Source organism: Okeania sp. SIO2C9 (assembly GCF_010672455.1).
Lineage (GTDB): Bacteria > Cyanobacteriota > Cyanobacteriia > Cyanobacteriales > Microcoleaceae > Okeania.
Map to the genome: position 1 here is coordinate 48,590 of NZ_JAAHGO010000036.1, position 18,595 is coordinate 67,184.

The 18,595-nt window shown below is 36.0% G+C and carries 10 protein-coding genes; 9 read left to right on the top strand and 1 reads right to left on the bottom strand.

Annotated features, from left to right (window positions below; genetic code table 11):
- Positions 1-660 precede the first annotated feature (660 nt).
- The 9 genes from F6K23_RS24205 to F6K23_RS24245 all read left to right on the top strand — a co-directional run bounded on the left by F6K23_RS24205 (position 661) and on the right by F6K23_RS24245 (position 13,794).
- Positions 661-801: a hypothetical protein gene (locus F6K23_RS24205; protein ID WP_293160546.1), complete on the top strand. Its 141-nt coding sequence runs from the start codon at positions 661-663 to the stop codon at positions 799-801.
- Positions 802-930: 129 nt separating this feature from the next.
- Positions 931-2,823: a hypothetical protein gene (locus F6K23_RS24210; RefSeq protein ID WP_293160548.1), complete on the top strand. Its 1,893-nt coding sequence runs from the start codon at positions 931-933 to the stop codon at positions 2,821-2,823.
- Between the two features lie 1,527 nt (positions 2,824-4,350).
- The gene (locus F6K23_RS24215; protein WP_293160550.1) at positions 4,351-6,444 is read left to right on the top strand and encodes an amylo-alpha-1,6-glucosidase; all 2,094 of its coding nucleotides are present in this window, start codon (positions 4,351-4,353) and stop codon (positions 6,442-6,444) included.
- Positions 6,445-6,857: 413 nt separating this feature from the next.
- Positions 6,858-7,700 (top strand): hypothetical protein, encoded by an 843-nt coding sequence (locus F6K23_RS24220; RefSeq protein ID WP_293160552.1) that lies wholly within the window; start codon positions 6,858-6,860, stop codon positions 7,698-7,700.
- Positions 7,701-7,729: 29 nt separating this feature from the next.
- Positions 7,730-7,885 (top strand): hypothetical protein, encoded by a 156-nt coding sequence (locus F6K23_RS24225; RefSeq protein WP_293160554.1) that lies wholly within the window; start codon positions 7,730-7,732, stop codon positions 7,883-7,885.
- Positions 7,886-8,122: 237 nt separating this feature from the next.
- Positions 8,123-10,939 carry a GUN4 domain-containing protein gene (locus tag F6K23_RS24230; RefSeq protein WP_293160556.1) on the top strand — a complete coding sequence of 939 codons (2,817 nt, stop codon included), beginning with the start codon at positions 8,123-8,125 and terminating at the stop codon, positions 10,937-10,939.
- Positions 10,940-12,204: 1,265 nt separating this feature from the next.
- Positions 12,205-12,516, top strand: a complete 312-nt coding sequence (locus F6K23_RS24235) for a YdhR family protein (RefSeq protein ID WP_293160558.1) — start codon at positions 12,205-12,207, stop codon at positions 12,514-12,516.
- A 271-nt stretch (positions 12,517-12,787) separates the two neighbouring features.
- Positions 12,788-13,009 (top strand): hypothetical protein, encoded by a 222-nt coding sequence (locus F6K23_RS24240; protein WP_293160560.1) that lies wholly within the window; start codon positions 12,788-12,790, stop codon positions 13,007-13,009.
- A gap of 143 nt (positions 13,010-13,152) precedes the next feature.
- Entirely contained in the window at positions 13,153-13,794 is a 642-nt protein-coding gene (locus F6K23_RS24245) for a Uma2 family endonuclease (RefSeq protein ID WP_293160562.1), read from the top strand.
- Positions 13,795-14,644: 850 nt separating this feature from the next.
- Here F6K23_RS24245 and F6K23_RS24250 read toward each other — a convergent pair.
- A complete protein-coding gene (locus F6K23_RS24250; protein WP_293160564.1) occupies positions 14,645-17,692 on the bottom strand; it encodes a VIT domain-containing protein in 3,048 nt (1,015 codons plus the stop codon).
- Positions 17,693-18,595: the final 903 nt, after the last annotated feature.

Below are 18,595 nucleotides of genomic sequence, written 5' to 3' on the forward strand. Positions count from 1 at the left end.
AGTGTTTGTCTTCATAGAATCTTTACAAACCTAGCTACTACTCTACAACAAGGAACAATGAGAAAAATATTTCTCTGTTTTATACCAATTTGATAAATATTTGCTAAAAATAACTAGTGCAGGATGGCGGAAATAACTGACCAGTTACAAAATCCCAAAACAATTACAAATCAAAAATGATTGACTGTCAGATATGCGTCTTACATTCTGGAGGGGCTGTGTGCGGAATTACTTCCGCACAGTAGGCGCCCCGTAGGACACCTCGCCAATTAGCACTCGATGCATGAATTTTGACTTTTAACTTCCGCGTAGCGGCACTAGGTTATTTCTTAGGAGGACCGAGTCAGAATGAATATCTTTGGATACCATTTATAGCAGTCGCCACTATAGTTAGGACATCGGTTCAATAATGAATAATGAATAATTAATAATTAATAATTAATAATTAATAATGAATAATGAATAATTAATAATTAATAATTAATAATTACCTCTCCATGAATTGAAGAGGATTGACTAATTATGAAAATTTTTCTTCTCTTGGTCGATTGGACATGGCGAGGAGACCTCGCCATCCCACCCAACGGGGAAGCTGCGAAGATCGACCACTTATTATCCCCTATCCAAGGGGAGGCGCATACCCACAATTTTTCGGTAATTATGATGATTCATAACGCGAGCAAGATGTTCCCACCAATTGTCAAACAGCAACCAGACGGTTGCTATAGAATTCGTCGCTGCCTAAAAGATATGAAGTGTTTACGGGATGCTATGGAATTTGTCTTGCGTCAAGAATTCTAACAGTTATGGCGGTTGCTATATTAGGTCAGAATTTATCTTTAGAGTGCCGTCACTTTTTGTCTGGAAATAATTTTTTTTGCTGTTTTTATAGAAATTTAGTAGTTGACAACTATTTTTTTGTAACTATCTATGGACTATGGAAAAATTAATTTGCATAAATTTTTAACTGCACCCACTCCAGTCAGATTTTGGTTTTATTTAAGTCTGGGTTTAGCAGCAATTTGTGGAATTTTAGGAATAATTCCCGCTTTTAGTAATGAATACATCGTCCAGGACGATGCTCGCTCCCACGTTTTTTGGATGGCAAGATTTCTCAATCCCCAACTTTTTCCCAACGATATTATTGCTGACTATTTTCAATCTGTCGCTCCCACCGGATATACCTATTTTTATAAATTATTTTCCCTCATCGGCATTCCACCTTTACTATTAAATAAATTTCTACCAATCCTATTAGGATTAATCACAACTGCCTATTGTTTTAGAGTAGAAATAGAAATATTCCCAGTGCCACTCGCTGGATTTCTCAGCACATTATTTTTGAATCAAAATCTCTGGCTAAAAGATGACTTAATCTCCGCTACCCCCAGAGCATTTTTCTATCCTTTATTTTTGGCATTCTTATACTATTTCCTCAGACATTCTTACTTGGGAATTGCAGTAGCGATCGCTCTGCTCGGATTATTTTATCCCCAAGGAGTTTTACTCTGTCTTGCAGTCTTAGTCTTAGATTTTCTCCACTTCCGAATTCGCCCAAAATTCATCATTTTAGCTATTGGTTTAACCACAGGTTTTTTCGTACTTTTACCCTATGCTTTAAATACCTCCGAATATAGTCCGATTATTACATTAGCTGAAGCTCAAAAATTACCAGAATTCTGGCCGGGAGGTAGAGCTTCCTTCTTTTCAAATAATAGTTTTGACTTTTGGTTCACAGGCGATCGCTCAGGTATTATTCCCCCAGAATGGTTATCTCAATCTTTCCTACCTCCACAGGTTTGGGCAGGATTATTACTCATTTTATTAAGCTCAAGAAATTTTCCCCTAGCTAAAAAAATCTCTCATAAAATCATCCTTTTACCAGAATTATTATTAGCATCAACCGGAATATTCTTAGCTGCTCACTTTTTACTATTTCGGTTACATCATCCCAGTCGTTACAGTCAACATAGTCTCAGAATAATCATGGCTTTAGCTGGTGGCATAGCCTTCACTTTAATAATTGATTTTGTCTGGCAAAAATTTCATCTACTCAACCAGTCCTCCAAAACCAAACCAGTATTCAAGAATTTAGAATTAAGAATTAAGAATTTAGAATTACCTCCTCTTATAAATAAGAGGATTAGATTAAAGGATTTTTTTTCTTCTCTTGGTCGATGGGATATGGCGAGGAAACCCATCCATCCCCCGAACACTTTTTTCTCCATAAATGGAAAGGCTTTAAACCTTAATTATTCGGTTAAAATCAAAACTATATCTATATATATAGTGCTAATTCTCCTCCTGTTATATCCAGCTTTAACCAACAATTTTCCTGTGACTAATTATGTAGTGGGAAAAGTACCCCAACTTTATGAATATTTAGCCCAACAACCTTCAGATATTCGCATTGCTTCTTTAGCATTAGAAGCTAATAATATTCCTACTTTTGCTCAACGTTCAATATTGGTAGGTTCGGAATATGCTTTGCCTTATCATCAGGGATATTATCGGGAAATAAAACAACGAGCTCAGGATTTAATCGAAGCACAATATAGTCCTGATTTAAAACAGGTACAAAATTTTATTGAAAAATATGGAATTGATTTTTGGTTGTTAGATTCTCAAGGGTTGACTTTAGAATATGTCACGAAAAATCATCGTCTTAGGCAATTAAATAATACTGCTGCTGCTGTAGTTAAGATGCAGATGGAAAATGGTGTGGTTCCCAGTTTGTTAAATGCTCAGAAAAGTTGTCAAGTTCTAGATATTCCAGACTTAGTTTTATTAGAAGCAAAATGTATTTTAGAGCTTCAATCTTAAATAAGAGAAATTACTAAATTTTTCATTGTATGAAGCACTCAAAAAAAGCGGCGCGGGAGGAAATTAGGGTTGCACGACACCAAAAATTCTGATACACTTTTGTTATTGGGTGGTGTTCGCCCATGCGCATGACTTTTTATTCAACTAAAAATTATGTTTTGATAGGCGATCGCAATACAGAGAATGAGAAATAATCATATTGCATCATTTTGTGAAGCTTAAAAAAGCGGCGCGGGGGGAGAGAATTAGGGTTGCGCGGTAGCAAAAATTCTGATATAGTTTTGTTATTGGGTGGTGTGCGCCCCTACACATGACTTTTTATTCAACTAAAAATTATGTTTTGATAGGCGACCACAATACAGAGAATGAAAAATAATCATATTGCATCATTTTGTGAAGCTTAAAAAAGCGGCGCGGGGGGAGAGAATTAGGGTTGCGCGGTAGCAAAAATTCTGATATAGTTTTGTTATTGGGTGGTGTGCGCCCCTACACATGACTTTTTATTCAACCAAGGAATATCTACTAGATGCGATCATAAATATCAAGTTGCTGAGGACTGATGCTGATGATGAACTTTAGACAGTCCGATGCTTGTCCAACTCTTGAAAGAAGGTAAGTGTTGATGCTCGCTCAATTTATTGTTTAATGTGAGGGGCAACTACTATCTTCATTCTCGAAAGCACTCAGAAAAAAAAGCGGCGCGGCGGGAGGGAATTAGGGTTGCGCAGCAGCAAAAATTCTGATATGCTTTTGTTATTGGGTGGCGTTCGCCCCTACACATGATTTTTTATTCAACAAAAAAAATATCTGTAGATAGAACTAAATGCGATCGCAAATATCAAGTGGCTTAGAACTTATGCTGATGATGAACCTTCAATAATTGATAATGGATAATGGATAATTGATAATTACCTCTTCCTTTTAGGGAGAGGATTGAATAAAAGGAAAATTTTTTCTCTCTTGGTCGATTGGATATGGCGAGGAGACCTCGCCATCCCTCGACCGCTTGTTTCTCCTTTAAAGGAGAGGCTTTAAACCTTAGTTATTCGGTAAGAAAGTCCGATGTTTGTGTCATTGCTGCCCTTTTTCTACAGGACATAGAACCAAAAAGTCTTGATGTTCGGTCAATTCTCATTTTCTGAAGCACCAACAACGGTGGAAGGGAATTAGGGTTGCACGAAACAAAAAATTCTGATATAGTTTTGTTATTGGGTGGTGTTCGCCCATACACATGACTTTTTATTCAACTAAAATAATATAACCAAAAATCATAAGTGTGGTTGGAAACTCAAACCAGTTTCAAATCAATAGAATTTTGTAGCTAAAATATTGCTTCTGGATTGTCTAAAAAATTAAGAAAATTAGTATTAGTATTTTGCTTATTCCCTTCTTTTTTCTCCTTTCTCCTTTGTTCTTCCCTCTTCCTTGTTCCTTCTTCCTCCTTCCTTCTTCCTTCGTGAATATGATATAAAGAAATCGGGTTTTAACAAAAACCTCTGCACTTATATATTGTGAATATTTTATTTTATGGTCATCAGTTTCGATCGAGAAACTTGTAGTAATCTCAACATAACTGAATCCCGCGAATGGTTAGTCACAAACGGTATTGGAGGCTACGCTTCTGGTACAGTAGCTAACATCCTAACCCGTCGCTATCATGGATTACTCATAGCAGCACTCAAACCCCCATTAGGGCGTACATTATTGCTAACAAAACTAGACGAAACTGCCAATTATAAAGGTCTAGAGTATCCTCTTTACTGTAACCGTTGGGCTGATAGTACAGCAAACCCAGAAGGTTATCAACAAATAGAAAGCTTCCACCTAGAAGGAACAATACCAGTATGGAAATTTACATTTGCAGACGTGGTATTGGAGAAACGGATCTGGATGGAGCAAGGAGAAAACACCACCTATATTCATTATAATTTGCGCAATGGTAGTCAACCCTTAAACTTGGAAATTAAAGCATTAATTAACCATCGCGATCATCATCATCATACCAACGCTCAAGATTGGCAAATCAGCACAGAAAACATTAAAAACGGAGTCCGTATACAAGCTTTTCCTGAAGCAACACCCTTATATCTGCTGACAGACCCTCATCCAGATGACAAAAAATTAGTATCTACACCTGCCAATAATTGGTATTACGGATTTAATTTAGCAGTAGAAAAATATCGCGGTCAACAAGAATTAGAAGACCACTTACACGCTGTTACTTTTGATGCACAAATTGAAGTAGGCAAATCTCTAACTATAGTTGCCAGCACAAAAGAAAATGCTACTACTAATGGCGAGAGAGAACTAGCTTTTCATCATAATTACGAACAACAAATAATCCAAAAATTTGCCACTGTCGAAGCACCCAAGTCAGAAGTAAAAAATCCAGTCATTAAATTCTGGAAATCATTTACCCAGACAAAAGCTCAACCTATTGCAAAACCAACTCCAGACTGGATAAACCAATTAGTATTAGCAGCTAATCAATTTATTGTAGATCGCAAATCCCCCAAACATCCATACGGCAAAACTATCCTTGCAGGTTATCATTGGTTTGAAGACTGGGGTCGCGACACAATGATTAGTTTACCTGGTTTAACTATTTGTACAAAACAATTTGATGTCGCTAGGTCTATTCTGCTCACCTTTGCTGAGTATGTTGACCAAGGAATGTTGCCAAACCGCTTCCCCGACGGTAGTACTACACCAGATTATAACACTGTAGATGCCACACTTTGGTATTTTGAAGCAGTTCGTGCATACTATGAAGCTACAGGCGATCGCCAACTTTTAGTAGAATTGTTTCCAATTTTAGCAGAGATCATTGACTACTATCGCCGAGGCACCCGCTACAATATTCAGTTAGATACTGATGATGGCTTAATTTATGCTGGTGAAGCAGGTTCACAAATTACTTGGATGGATGCCAAAGTAGATGATTGGGTAGTGACATCGCGTATTGGTAAACCCATTGAAATTAGTGCGCTTTGGTATAATGCTCTGCAAATCATGGATAAGTTTGCCCAGCAGTTGGGTAAGGATAATCTAGATTATGAAAGGTTGGCAAGGTTGATAAAGGAAAAGGGTTTTGCTCGTTTCTGGAATCAAGAGGAAGGTTATTGTTACGATGTAGTTGATACACCTAATGGTAATGATGCTGCTTTGCGACCGAATCAAATATTTGCCTTATCATTACCAGGGAACGGGGAATTTAGTTATCCACCTCTACTGACACCAGAGCAGGAAAAACAAGTGATGGATATATGTACGCACAAGCTATTGACTCCCTATGGTTTACGCAGTCTAACGAATGACGCTCCTGAATACAAAGGTGTTTATGGAGGCGATATTTATCAACGAGATGGTGCTTATCATCAAGGTACTGTCTGGGGTTGGTTGATTGGTCATTATGCTGTAGCGCATCTACGAATTTATAACAACCAAGCAAAAGCTGAGGAGTTATTAAAACCGATAGCAGAGCATTTAACAGTGCATGGTATTGGCAATATCAGTGAAATTTTTGATGGAAATGAACCGATGACACCCCGTGGTTGTATTGCTCAAGCGTGGAGTGTTGCAGAAGTTTTACGAGCGTGGACGGTAATTAATAATGAATAATTGTATCCACTCAATATGATGGGGAAGGCAATTATCCCTCTTCTGTCACTCTCCGGTTTTTTTTATTAGAGTTGTTGGGAAATAAGAAAGAATAAATTGGCCACCGGACCAAATTCTCCTTTTTAAACGCCAATTTTTTCTTGGCTTATTTTACTTTATTTCCCAACAACTCTAATATAGGTCAACTTTATATTTACCTCTATCTTGTAAAGAAATCTATTTTCTAAACTGAACGCTTTAAATGAAAAAGTGAACAGGAAGTGAACAGAAAGTGAACAATTTAATAAAAAAAGTGAACAGAAAAGTGAATAATCGCCGTGAAATTACTGTGAGATAATTTAGATGTAGATTGAAAATTAATGGAACGTAGAACAGTCTCATTCTGAAACTCTTAATTAATAAAAAGAAAAATAATGTTAAAGAAGATTTATTTTTTAGCAAGCTTAATGACAGCTTTTACAATAACTCCTATTGCTTATGGAGCATCTTTTGAAGATAATTTTAGTGATGGAATCATAGATTCTTCTATCTACAGGCCTTTAGAAAATGGAATTATTGAAGAATCTTCAGGAACATTAAATGTAACAGTTAATGATATAGGTGATGGAGTTGATATATTTTTAGATGAAGTAATTCCTGATGCTCAATGGATTAAAATGGACTTTTCTATGTCTGATTTTTTGATAGGAGAAGGTCTTAAATTTGAAGTTTTTTCAGGAGAAAGTGATACTATTTCAGACTTTGATTTAACGGTATTAATAGACGAAGTATTAGTAGAGAGTTCCGGTAATTCATTATTACTTAATGAAAATGAAAAAAACTGTGCTATTCGTGTTAATGTAAGTATAGATTTCGCGAATACACGTCAACAGATAATACATTTAGATCAACCCTGTAGTGAAATTGATGCTTTTAAAGGTTTTTTTAGAATTGATTGGATTCCAAAAGATGGAAAATGGAAATACGATTTTGGAACTGCTTCAGGTGATACAAATAATATTCCAAATATAATAAATGATATAGTAATTCCAAAACTTAACCCGCCTAACAATACTGATAAGAAAATAGAACGTATAGCAGTAAACTTTCAGACTTTTATACCTCGTGATCCAATCTTTTCTATTGATAATTTTGGTGCAGAAGTAATACATCGTAGCACTAATGAAAATACTTCTTCAAAATCTATTGTTATGTTAGGAATTTTACTTACTGGCTTTTCTTTATCAAAAAAGCTAGTAAATAAGAATAAAAAATAAGAAAGCTACAAAAGACCGAAAATCGGAAATTGAGTCAATCTAGAGTAATATGTGAAAACGCCTTTGCAGGTGTCAAGCGCTATGGCTCTGTCAATCAGATTTACCGTAATCACAAGGATGATTTTGATGACAAATTAATGTTAACAGCGACTGGATTATGGAACTTGTACCTGATGGCAGCATAAATAATAAAATCAATAACCAAAATTGATCAGTTTGAGTTTTCATTTTTCACTAACCTCAGTTATTTCCCAACAACTCTAATACTTTAACCATTGCAGAGAAGATTTTTCAGTGTTAAAAAAAACATGAGACAAAACTAAAGAAGGTCGAAATTGTTTCTGGAGAAAAACGACTTTTACTGGAAGAAGCAACTGTAGAACAAATTAAAGATATTTTGGAAAGTTTCTGAGAAAATAGCTATGCAAATTCTTCACCTAAACTTGAAATTAATAGGGGATGATTATGCCCAATTTCGATACTTTTGGAATAATCCTAATGATTACCAATCTTATCAATTATCTCTGACAGAAATTTCCGCTCTAATCGAAAAATCAGAGGCAAACTATTACACTAGACTGCCAGGCGACTACGCCAAAACTGGTCAAATTATTTATAACTGGTTAGATGGAAATGACCGTATTTTGCAAAGAGAACTCGATAAATATCGACGGGAAGGAATTGTTTTAGCTATTTCTACCTCAGAAAGATTAGCTCATTTACCTTGGGAAGTGCTACATGATGGTAAAGGATTTTTAGTTCAGCGTAAACCTGCTATTATTCCTGTTAGTTGGGTGACGGATAGTCAACAACTTTATTTTCAAAATCAACCTCATAACCGAGCATTAAATGTTGTGTTTATGGCAAGTTTCCCCCGCAATATGGGAGACCATTTTTCGGAACTTGATTTTGAAGCGGAGGAGAGAAGTATTTTAGAGGCAACTAAAAGAACACCTCTTTATTTAGAAGTAGAAGAAAGTGGTTGTTTGACTGAGTTAGGTTATCTAGTGGAAAGTCACGAAGAGAATTTTTTTGATGTTGTTCATCTCACAGGTCATGCAACTTTTGAGGATAAGAAACCTTGCTTTATTACTGAGACAGAATATGGACAAGCAGAATATAGCAGTGCGGAAGATATTGCCACAGAATTACAATTTCAGCACCCTAAACTAATTTTTCTATCGGGTTGTCGGAGTGGATATTTATATCTGGGGAATATTCCGTCAATGGCAGAATCTTTATTAAGTCAAGGTGCAACAGCAGTTTTAGGATGGGGCGATCGGGTTTTAGATACAGACGCAACAACAGCAGCAGGAAAGCTATATCAGGGGTTGTCCTCTGGTAAGGGAGTAACCGAAGCATTAGCGGAAACTTACCAGGAATTAATTGAGGTAAATACTAGAGACTGGCATAAATTACGACTTTATGTGGCGGGTAGTTTACCGGGAGCGTTAGTAACTCCCTTGAGAAAACCAGGTCGGAAACCTGCACCTCGTTATCAGAAAACTATTGAATTTAGAGACCCAGAAGGTAAACTTAGGGTTGCTACTCGTAAAGATTTTGTTGGTCGTCGCCGTCAATTACAAAATTGTCTCCGTGCTTTTAAGTTAGATGATAAGTTGGGAGTATTAATTCATGGTATGGGGGGTTTAGGAAAAAGTACTATTGCTTCTCGACTTTGGGAACGTTTATCGGAATATGAAAAGGTTTTATGGTGGCGACAAATTGATAAATCGAATTTAGTAGAAAAATTGGCAGATAAATTGAGATATGCTGACTTACGTTTTGCTTTAAAAGATAATCAATATGAGCTTAAATATAGGTTGCGAGATTTGTTTGAAAGTTTGATTGAAGCAGGAGAAAAACCTTTTCTTTTCCTCTTTGATGACTTTGAATGGAATCTCGAACCTCGTGAAGGTGGATATGTTTTGAAACCTGAAGCAGCAGAAGTTTTGAATGCTTTGGTTTGGGCAATTCAAGAAGTAGGTGCGAGGGAAAAAATTATTATTACTTGTCGTTATAAATTTCAACATCAATTATTAAGTGAATTTTGGGTGCAAGGATTAAAGCCATTTCGCGAAGCTGACTTAGATAAAAAATTGAAACGTCTGGAGAATTTTAATTCTGGAAAAATTGATGAAAAGTTAATCGAAAGAGCATTAAAACTTGCCGATGGAAATCCTCGTTTATTGGAATGGTTGGATAAAGATGTGCTTTCTTGTGAGGATATTGATAACAGGTTAAGTAAGCTTGAATCTAGTTCTGAAGATTGGCAAGGAAAAGTGATTTGGTCTGAACTTTATGCACAAATTGATCAAAAAATTGTTCAGGTATTGAGTCATTGTTTGGTGTTTGAAATTCCTGTACCAATGTCAGCTTTAGAGGCGGTTTGTGAGTCGATTTCTGGTTATAAAGAACAACTGAAGAGAGGGATAGATTTAGGTTTGATAGAGGTTAGTTCGGAAGTAGAAGAATCTGAGCGTGTTTATCGAGTTTCGCGAATTTTACCTCGGATTATTTCGAGTATTAAATTGCCAGAAGTTCCTGAAGTTTATTCTTTGTATAAAAAAGGTTTGAAAAAGTTGTTTGAGGTGTGGGGAAGGAGAGACAATAGAAGCCAGGAAAAATGGCGTGAGATTTTCCGGTTAATGTTTGCTAACAAAGAAAATCCTCAGAGATTTCGACAGGGGTTTTATCAAATGCTTGATGCTGATTTTTCTGAAGTTGATGAAGCTTATGAGTCTGAACTTAGGCAAAGCAAAACTGAACTATCAGAGGATAATTTATATGTTCAATTAGAAGAATATTTGTGTCAAGGTGAATGGATAAAAGCTGATGAGGAGACAGCATTTATTTTTTATCAAGTAATGGCATTCAAGGATATTGACAGACATGATATTTATGAGGAGATTCCACTTTCAATACTGAGAGAAATAGACCAACTTTGGGTAAAATATAGTCATGGTAAGTTTGGATTTTCCGTCCAAAAGAAAATTTATCAGAGCGTGGGTGGTACGAAAGAATATAATGAGGAAGTATTGGAAGCGTTCGGCAACGAAGTTGGATGGCGTGAAGGAGGAGAATGGTTGTATTGGGATGACCTAACTTATCGCTTAGATATGCATTCTGTGGGGACTTTGCCTTCGGAAATAGCAGACTTTTGGAGGGAGGTGTGGATGGTACCTGAGAGTGGGGTGTGGGTGTTGCTCGCACAGAGACTTGTAGACTATAACATATAAGCGTTTCAGCCATTAAGAGAAAAAACTTTTAGGAACTCAATTTTACGAATTTTCTTTATTTCAGCATTTTTGATACCTGGCACAGTTCGGTTATCAGTTATCAGTTTTTGATAATCAATTTATTGGCGATCGCTCAGATACCATTTATCAGTTTTTGATAATCAATTTATTGGCGATCGCTCAGATACTATTTATCAGTTTTTGATAATCAATTTATTGGCGATCGCTCAGATACCATTTATCAGTTTTTGATAATCCATTGATTGGCGATCGCTCAGATACTATTTATCAGTATCAAAAAATTGCATTGCCACCTCTTGTTGTGAGGTACTTCTACTTTTCTATTCAACCTCCTAGATTTTCCTTTGATAAATGTAGCAATAAGTGACATTAATCAATTTGTAATAGGGTTGGGTAGAACTCAGTGAAACCCAACAAAGCCATACCAAATTCAAAACAGGTAGTTAGAGTTGGGTTTATCCTAACGGATAAGCTGGCGCTAACGTTACCTCAACCCAACCTACAAAAACTATAACGTTGCAGTTAGGGGTTTAACCCCTCATAGCGCCAAAAAATCAGAAAACATTACCGTAGGGGTTTGGTTTCCAAACCCTCATCTCAAATCAGGAACCCAACCGACAAAAACTATAACGTTGCAGTTAGGGGTCTTGCCCCTCATAGCGCTAAAAAATCAGAAAACATTACCGTAGGGGTTTGGTTTCCAAACCCTCATCTCAAATCAGGAACCCAACCGACAAAAACTATAACGTTACAGTTAGGGGTCTTGCCCCTCATAGCGCTAAAAAATCAGAAAATATTACCGTAGGGTTTGGTTTCCCAACCCTCATCTCAAATCAGGAACCCAACCGACAAAAACTACAACGTTGCAGTTAGGGGTCTTACCCCTCATAGCGCTAAAAAATCAGAAAACATTACCGTAGGAGTTTGGTTTCCAAACCCTCATCTAAAATCAGGAACCCAACTGACAAAAACTACAACGTTGCAGTTAGGGGTCTTACCCCTCATAGCGCTAAAAAATCAGAAAACATTACCGTAGGAGTTTGGTTTCCAAACCCTCATCTAAAATCAGGAACCCAACTGACAAAAACTATAACGTTGCAGTTAGGGGTTAAACTCCTCATAGCGCCAAAAAAATCAGAATTATCTTCCCGCAGTAATTATTAGAGTTTTTTATGAATTTAAAATAAGTAGTAAAAACCAAAAACGTTCTAAACTAAGTAAAAAATTAATTTGGAGTTAAACCAATGAGTAAAATCTTCATATATGCTGAATACCAAGTATCAATTCCTTTTACTGAAATTAATTGGGAACCTATTAATGTAGACATGAAAAAATTTCCAGGGTTAAAATCAAAAACTTGGTTGAGTGGTTTAAATACCAATAGTGTAGGTGGTTTTTACGAATTTGATTCTGTAGAAAATGCACAAAATTATATTGATAATTTATTAATTCCATTTGTTAAACAAGTAAATGGAAATCTTAGTGTCAAGCTTTTTGATGGTGATGTTACAAAAGAAGCTTCTCTTGGCATGGATTCAGCTTTTTATAATAGCTAGTTACCTAGAGTTTGCTGATTAACTTTCAAAGGGTTGATAGATAAAGGCTTTAGCTTTTTGTCGGTCGAAAAAAGTGCCAATTTTTCAGTCTCTAGAGCTGCAAAAAGTTAGTATTTTTGTCGGAAAAGGGCAGAAAAATCAAGGGATAATTTTTCTCTGATCTACCTAAAAAAAATCAGCAAATCATAATTAATTTTGAATATATGACAACTGAACAGCTAGTTTTAATAGTCTCTAAATTATCTTTACGCAGTAATTATTAGAGGTTTTGATGGATTTAAAATTAGTTAAATTCCTAGCAGAAATAATTAACAACTTAACCCCAGAAGAAAAACAGGTTTTGGGGACAATGATTAATTTAATTCAAGATAATAACCAACCTGAAAATCAGTCTTGGCATGAATTTATTGAAAACACCTATGGCAGTATTCAAGATGAAACTTTTGTCAGACATTCTCAAGGTAATTTTGAGCAGAGAGAATTATTTGAATGATTTATTTAGAGGTACACCCACGCGGGCAAGATGCCCGCACTGGAAACATTATTCAAGATGAAATTTTTGTCAGACATTCTCAAGGTAATTTTGAATAGAGAGAATTATTTGAATGATTTATTTAATTGATAACTGAAATGACTATGACTAAAACTCTATTAAAACCAGAAAATACAACCCTATTAATGGGAATTAGATGGGAAACTTATCAAGCATTATTGTTAGATTTAGTAGAAAATCCCGGTAAAAAATTGACCTACGACCAAGGTGCATTAGAAATTATGACTCCCTTACCAGAACATGAAATTAATAAAGGTTTTTTAGGACGACTGGTACAAACAACTACAGAAGTATTAGGATTAGAAATATCAAGTCTTGGTTCGACAACATTAAGCCGAAAAGATTTACAAAAAGGGGTTGAACCAGATGAATGTTATTACATCACCAATGAGGAATTAGTACGAGGTAAAATTAAATTTGATTTTAATCACGACCCACCTCCAGATTTAGTAATTGAAATTGATATTACCAGCAGTTCTTTAGACCGTTTAACAATTTATGCTGCTTTAGGTATCCGAGAAATATGGAGATTTGATGGAGCAAACTTATTTATTTATTGTTTGGAAAATGGGAGTTATCAGGAGCAAGAAAAGTCAAATATTTTGCCAATTTTATCCAAGTCAGTTATTTTAAATTTTCTCATTAGGCGAGGAGAAAAAGGAGAGAATGCTTTACTCCGTGAATTTCGTCAATGGTTAGAAAACCCGAAGATTATTCAGAAATAGAATCTACATTCTGCAGTTCAATTTGTGATTGTTGTAAGGAAGGTGAGATAGTTCTGCAAACTGTTCCGGAACAGATAATTGAGCAAAACGCTCTTCTTGGATAATCCGCTTTATTAAGGAGTAATAGAATCTACATTCTGCAGTTCAATTTGTGATTGTTGTAAGGAAGGTGAGATAGTTCTGCAAACTGTTCCGGAACAGATAATTGAGCAAAACGCTCTTCTTGGATAATCCGCTTTATTAAGGAGTAATAGAATCTACATTCTGCAGTTCAATTTGTGATTTTTGTAAGGGAGGTGAGATAGTTCTGCAAACTGTTCCGGAACAGATAATTGAGCAAAACACTCTTGTTGGATAATCCGCTTTATTAAGGAGTAGGGGAAAATTTGAGAGTCTCAAGAGAATTCAGAAGACGATTAATATTTATGTCTAATTAGGGCTTGCTGATTAAATACCAAAGCATTGGGTGATATAGGTTTTAGCGTTTTTCGATTCTAAAAAAGTACCAGCTTTTCGGTAGAAAAAGCTCATGCATGCTAGTATTTTGGGGTGATTATGGCAGAAAAATTGAGAGACAAAACGCCCGCTCCTATCTCCTCGTTCATTCCCATTTCTCCTGTCTCCTGTCTCCTACGAAAAAAGACTTTTTAAATATCAAAGCATTAACTGATATTGGTTTTAGCCTTTTTCGGGCTTTTAAAAAGTGCGCCAGTTTCAGTCTAAAACGCTCAAAAAGTTAGTATTTTAGGCTCATAGTTGGGCAGAAAAATCATTCTGACAATTCTTACTCCTACCTCCTCGCTCATTCCCATTTCTCCTGTCTCCTGACTCCTGACTCCTGACTCCTTCTTCAATAACTATTCTCTGACAACTTTTTAGCCTTGCACAACAACACCCAATGTTTCCAACCCATATATAAACCAAATAACAATATCGCCCAGACAAAACTAGGTTCTGGAATACCCACCATCCCATCAGGCGTCTGTTTTTTCACTTTCTCCCGACGACCAGAATTATTCGGGTCAACTCGTTGTTCATCACTCACTGCCACAAAAGCAGTATATTTCGACATCAACCGATAACCCAAAGCCACATTTGTCACAGCTTCAACTTTTTCTGACATCTCCCCATCAGTCATTTCCAGCATCAACTCCTTAATTTTGGCCCGTCCCCAAAGTTGAGCGATCGCTTCATTCCCACCATCTGAGTCAAAGCGCAAGGGAAAGGTCTTACGATATGGTTTTCCACCAGCAGCAACGGCAGTTATTTGCAAATTTCCACTGAGTCGGTCTTGTTTACGTCCGTACAAAATTAAAGGTTCTTGAGCAAATAAGTCTGCAGGTTTGAGTGGGAATATTTCGGGAGCTTCTCCTAAACCCTGCCAAGTTACTTCTATATTGGTCAAAACTGGGTTATTAATTTCATTGAAAAACTTTTCTACTACTGCATCCACAGATTCATCGTGACGTACAACGTGGACTGTACCCCGTCCCACTTCTGCTAGTCGGTTTAATAAAAATCGATTTACGGAACTACCTACACCAAAACTATAGAGACGGTTTCCTGGTTGTAGTTGTTTTTGTATGCGAGAAATGATTTGATTTTCATTGCCAATTAAACCATCTGTTACTAGGACAATACTTCGCAGTCGCCCATTTTTTGCTGGTGAAAAGTTCAGCACAGTATCAATTCCATTGAGTAATTCTGTTCCACCATTTGCTTTTAAGTTATTAACATAATCTATGGCTTTTTTCTGGTTAGCAGGAGTATTAGCTAAAGGTTGGGTTGATAATGTTTGAGCGCTATTAGCAAAGTCAATAATTGTGAAGGTATCGTCAGGATTTAATCCCTGAAGAAAACGGCGCATTAATACTTTAGATTGTGCTAAAGGTGCACCGCTTTGGGAACCGGATGTATCCATCAAAAATACTACGTCTTTCGGTACAATTTCTGTGGTTTGATATTCCAGAGCGGGAATTAAAGAAACTGCAAAATGTCCGCCTTTATTATCTGCTTGAGAGAGAACTGTAGATTGGGTTTCTTTGCCAGCTACTTGATAACGAAGAACTAAATCTTTATTGGGAATAGTGTCAGTTTTGTTTAATTGTACTTGAGTAATAGATGGTAATCCTGACGCAGCAACTTTTTGAATTTGGATTTGATGGGAGGTGGAGATAATATTAGAAATTGGTACTCCGGCATCAATTTCAACTGTGACATTAATATCATGACATGAACGTTCTTTTGGTGGAGTTTTTGCTGTTTGAGAAAGTAAGTTAGTCAGAGAATTTGTGGTAGGTAAACTTGCTAAATGAATTGGTTTTTCTGGGAAGCTACTTAAATTAGAATTTCCTGGATTATAACGAGGTCCGACAACCATTGGAAAGACAAATTCATAGTCGCCCCCGGCGAATTTTAAAGCATCGGTGTAGCGAATTACTACTTCTATAGTTTCCCCTGGTTGAATATTAGCTAAAGACTGAGTAAAAATATTAGGTCGTTCTTGTTCTAATAAAGCAGCAGTTTTTCCTTCTTTTTTAGCTTTATTGTAGATTTTTTTTGCTTGTTCCCGTTTTTTAATAACGCCTTTAATTACGCGATCGCCTATGCGAATTTCCATATCATCTACGGCAGATTCATCGGGCAATGGAAATTGATAAATTGCTTCTAAAGGAGTTTTATAGGGATTAGTAAAACGTTGTACTACTTCTACTCTCGATACATTTCCGGCAATTTTAGCAGTAACATCTGTATGTTCTAATGGAAAAGCTTGTACTGTCCCTGTGGGAGATTTTGCATATAATCCGCCAAATTCTGGAGGCGAAATAACTGGTTTTTGAGGTTCTGATTTAAGTTTTTCTGATTGAATAACAACAGGTTTTTGTCGAGGAGAACTTGAAAATATTCCTGCTAAAACTACCCCGGTTAAAAATAAGCAACTTATACCTGCAACTCCACCAATAAATAATTTATGGAGATTGTTTTGTACTGTAGTTAATTCTGGAGAAGCATTCAAATCATGTAAAATTTCCCGTGCTGTTTGATAACGATTTTTAGTCGCAGTTTTCAGCATTTTATCGATAATTTGACTCAACTGAAGAGAAACAGGACTTTTCAAATAATCTCGCCAAACCCAAGTATCTTCACTACTATCAAATAAATCAAAAGGCGCTACTCCAGTAAGTAGATAAATACAAGTTATAGCCAAACTATAAATATCACTAGCAAAGATAGCTTTACCCCTTACTTGTTCCGGTGCAATATACGCTGCTGAACCAATTAAAGTTCCAGTTTTTGCCAAAGCAGTTTTAGATGTAAATTTAGCTGCACCAAAATCAACTAAAACTAGAGAATATTTCTGATTTTCACCTCGTTCGGAGTTAGCAATACGAACAATATTTTCTGGTTTAATATCTCGGTGTATTACCTGATGGCTATGAATAAATCCCAAAATAGGTAACATTTCATTCAGAAATTCTCGGATTTTAGCTTCACTGAAAACTCCCTCCGTTGCCAACTCTTCAGCTAAGTTTTGACCAGCAATATATTCTTGTACTAAATATTGATGATTATCTTGAACTAAATGAGCAAAAAGTTCTGGTATTTGTCGATGTTTGCCGAGGGTTTCTAAACGTACTGCTTCTTGTTCAAATAATTCTGTAGCCTTCTGAATACTTTTAGCATCTTGAACTGTGGATAAAAATTGTTTAATTACACATAAAGGTTTTGAAGGTTTGAACTCATCCACAGCTTTAAAAGTTCGGCCAAAACCACCCTCACCAATAATTTCTAAAGCACGATATCGTTCTGCTAATAATAGTTTTGAACCACATTCTTTACACACTTCTGTTTCTGGCAGATTTTGATGTAAACAGTTAGGATTAAAACATTTACTCATGGTATTTATTCACTTTCTAGAATGACAGTCATTTCAGTTATTAGTTATCAGTATCTCTGCAATAAGGAGGCTACGAAAATACGGAATCTTCTTTTCTCTTGGTATCATGGATATGGTTCTGAGACCCGCTCTTATCAGAGCCGCTCCGCTTTACATGTTGCGGAGCAGAACGCCATCCCACCCTATTATTAAGAGACAATATTGTTGTGTGACTAATCAACCAAAAACGATATTACCTAAGATTTTAAATAAGGAAATAGCATTTTGTTGATCTCCAATGTCAACTTCCTATTTTCCCGAATAGTAGAAAAAAATTTTTGTCTAACTTTTTTGTAAAGTGCAACAGTTATAACAAATTGATAAATTTTTACTACAAATAGCTAGTATATTTCTGAGGAGTCAGGAGTCAGAAGTCAGGAGTCGTATCGGAATGACTTTAATACCATTTTTTAGGTCTGAATTTATCTGTTTAGTCCAAGAGATATCTCCGATAAAGTATTTTAATTATCCTCATTATTCGTAACATTCTTTTTTCAAATTAGTATAATCAACCCAAAACGACATTACCTAAGATTTTAAATAAGGAAATATCATTTTGTTGATTTCCACTGTCAACTTCCTATTTTCCCGAATAGTAGAAAAAAATTTTTGTCTAACTTTTTTTGTAAAGTGCAAGAGTGACAACAAATTGATAAATTTTTGCTACAAATAGCTAGGATATTTCTGAGGAGTCAGGAGTCAGAAGTCAGGAGTCGTATCGGAATGACTTTAATACCATTTTTTAGGTCTGAATTTATCTGTTTAGTCCAAGAGATATCTCCGATAAAGTATTTTAATTATCCTCATTATTCGTAACATTCTTTTTTCAAATTAGTATAATCAACCCAAAACGACATTACCTAA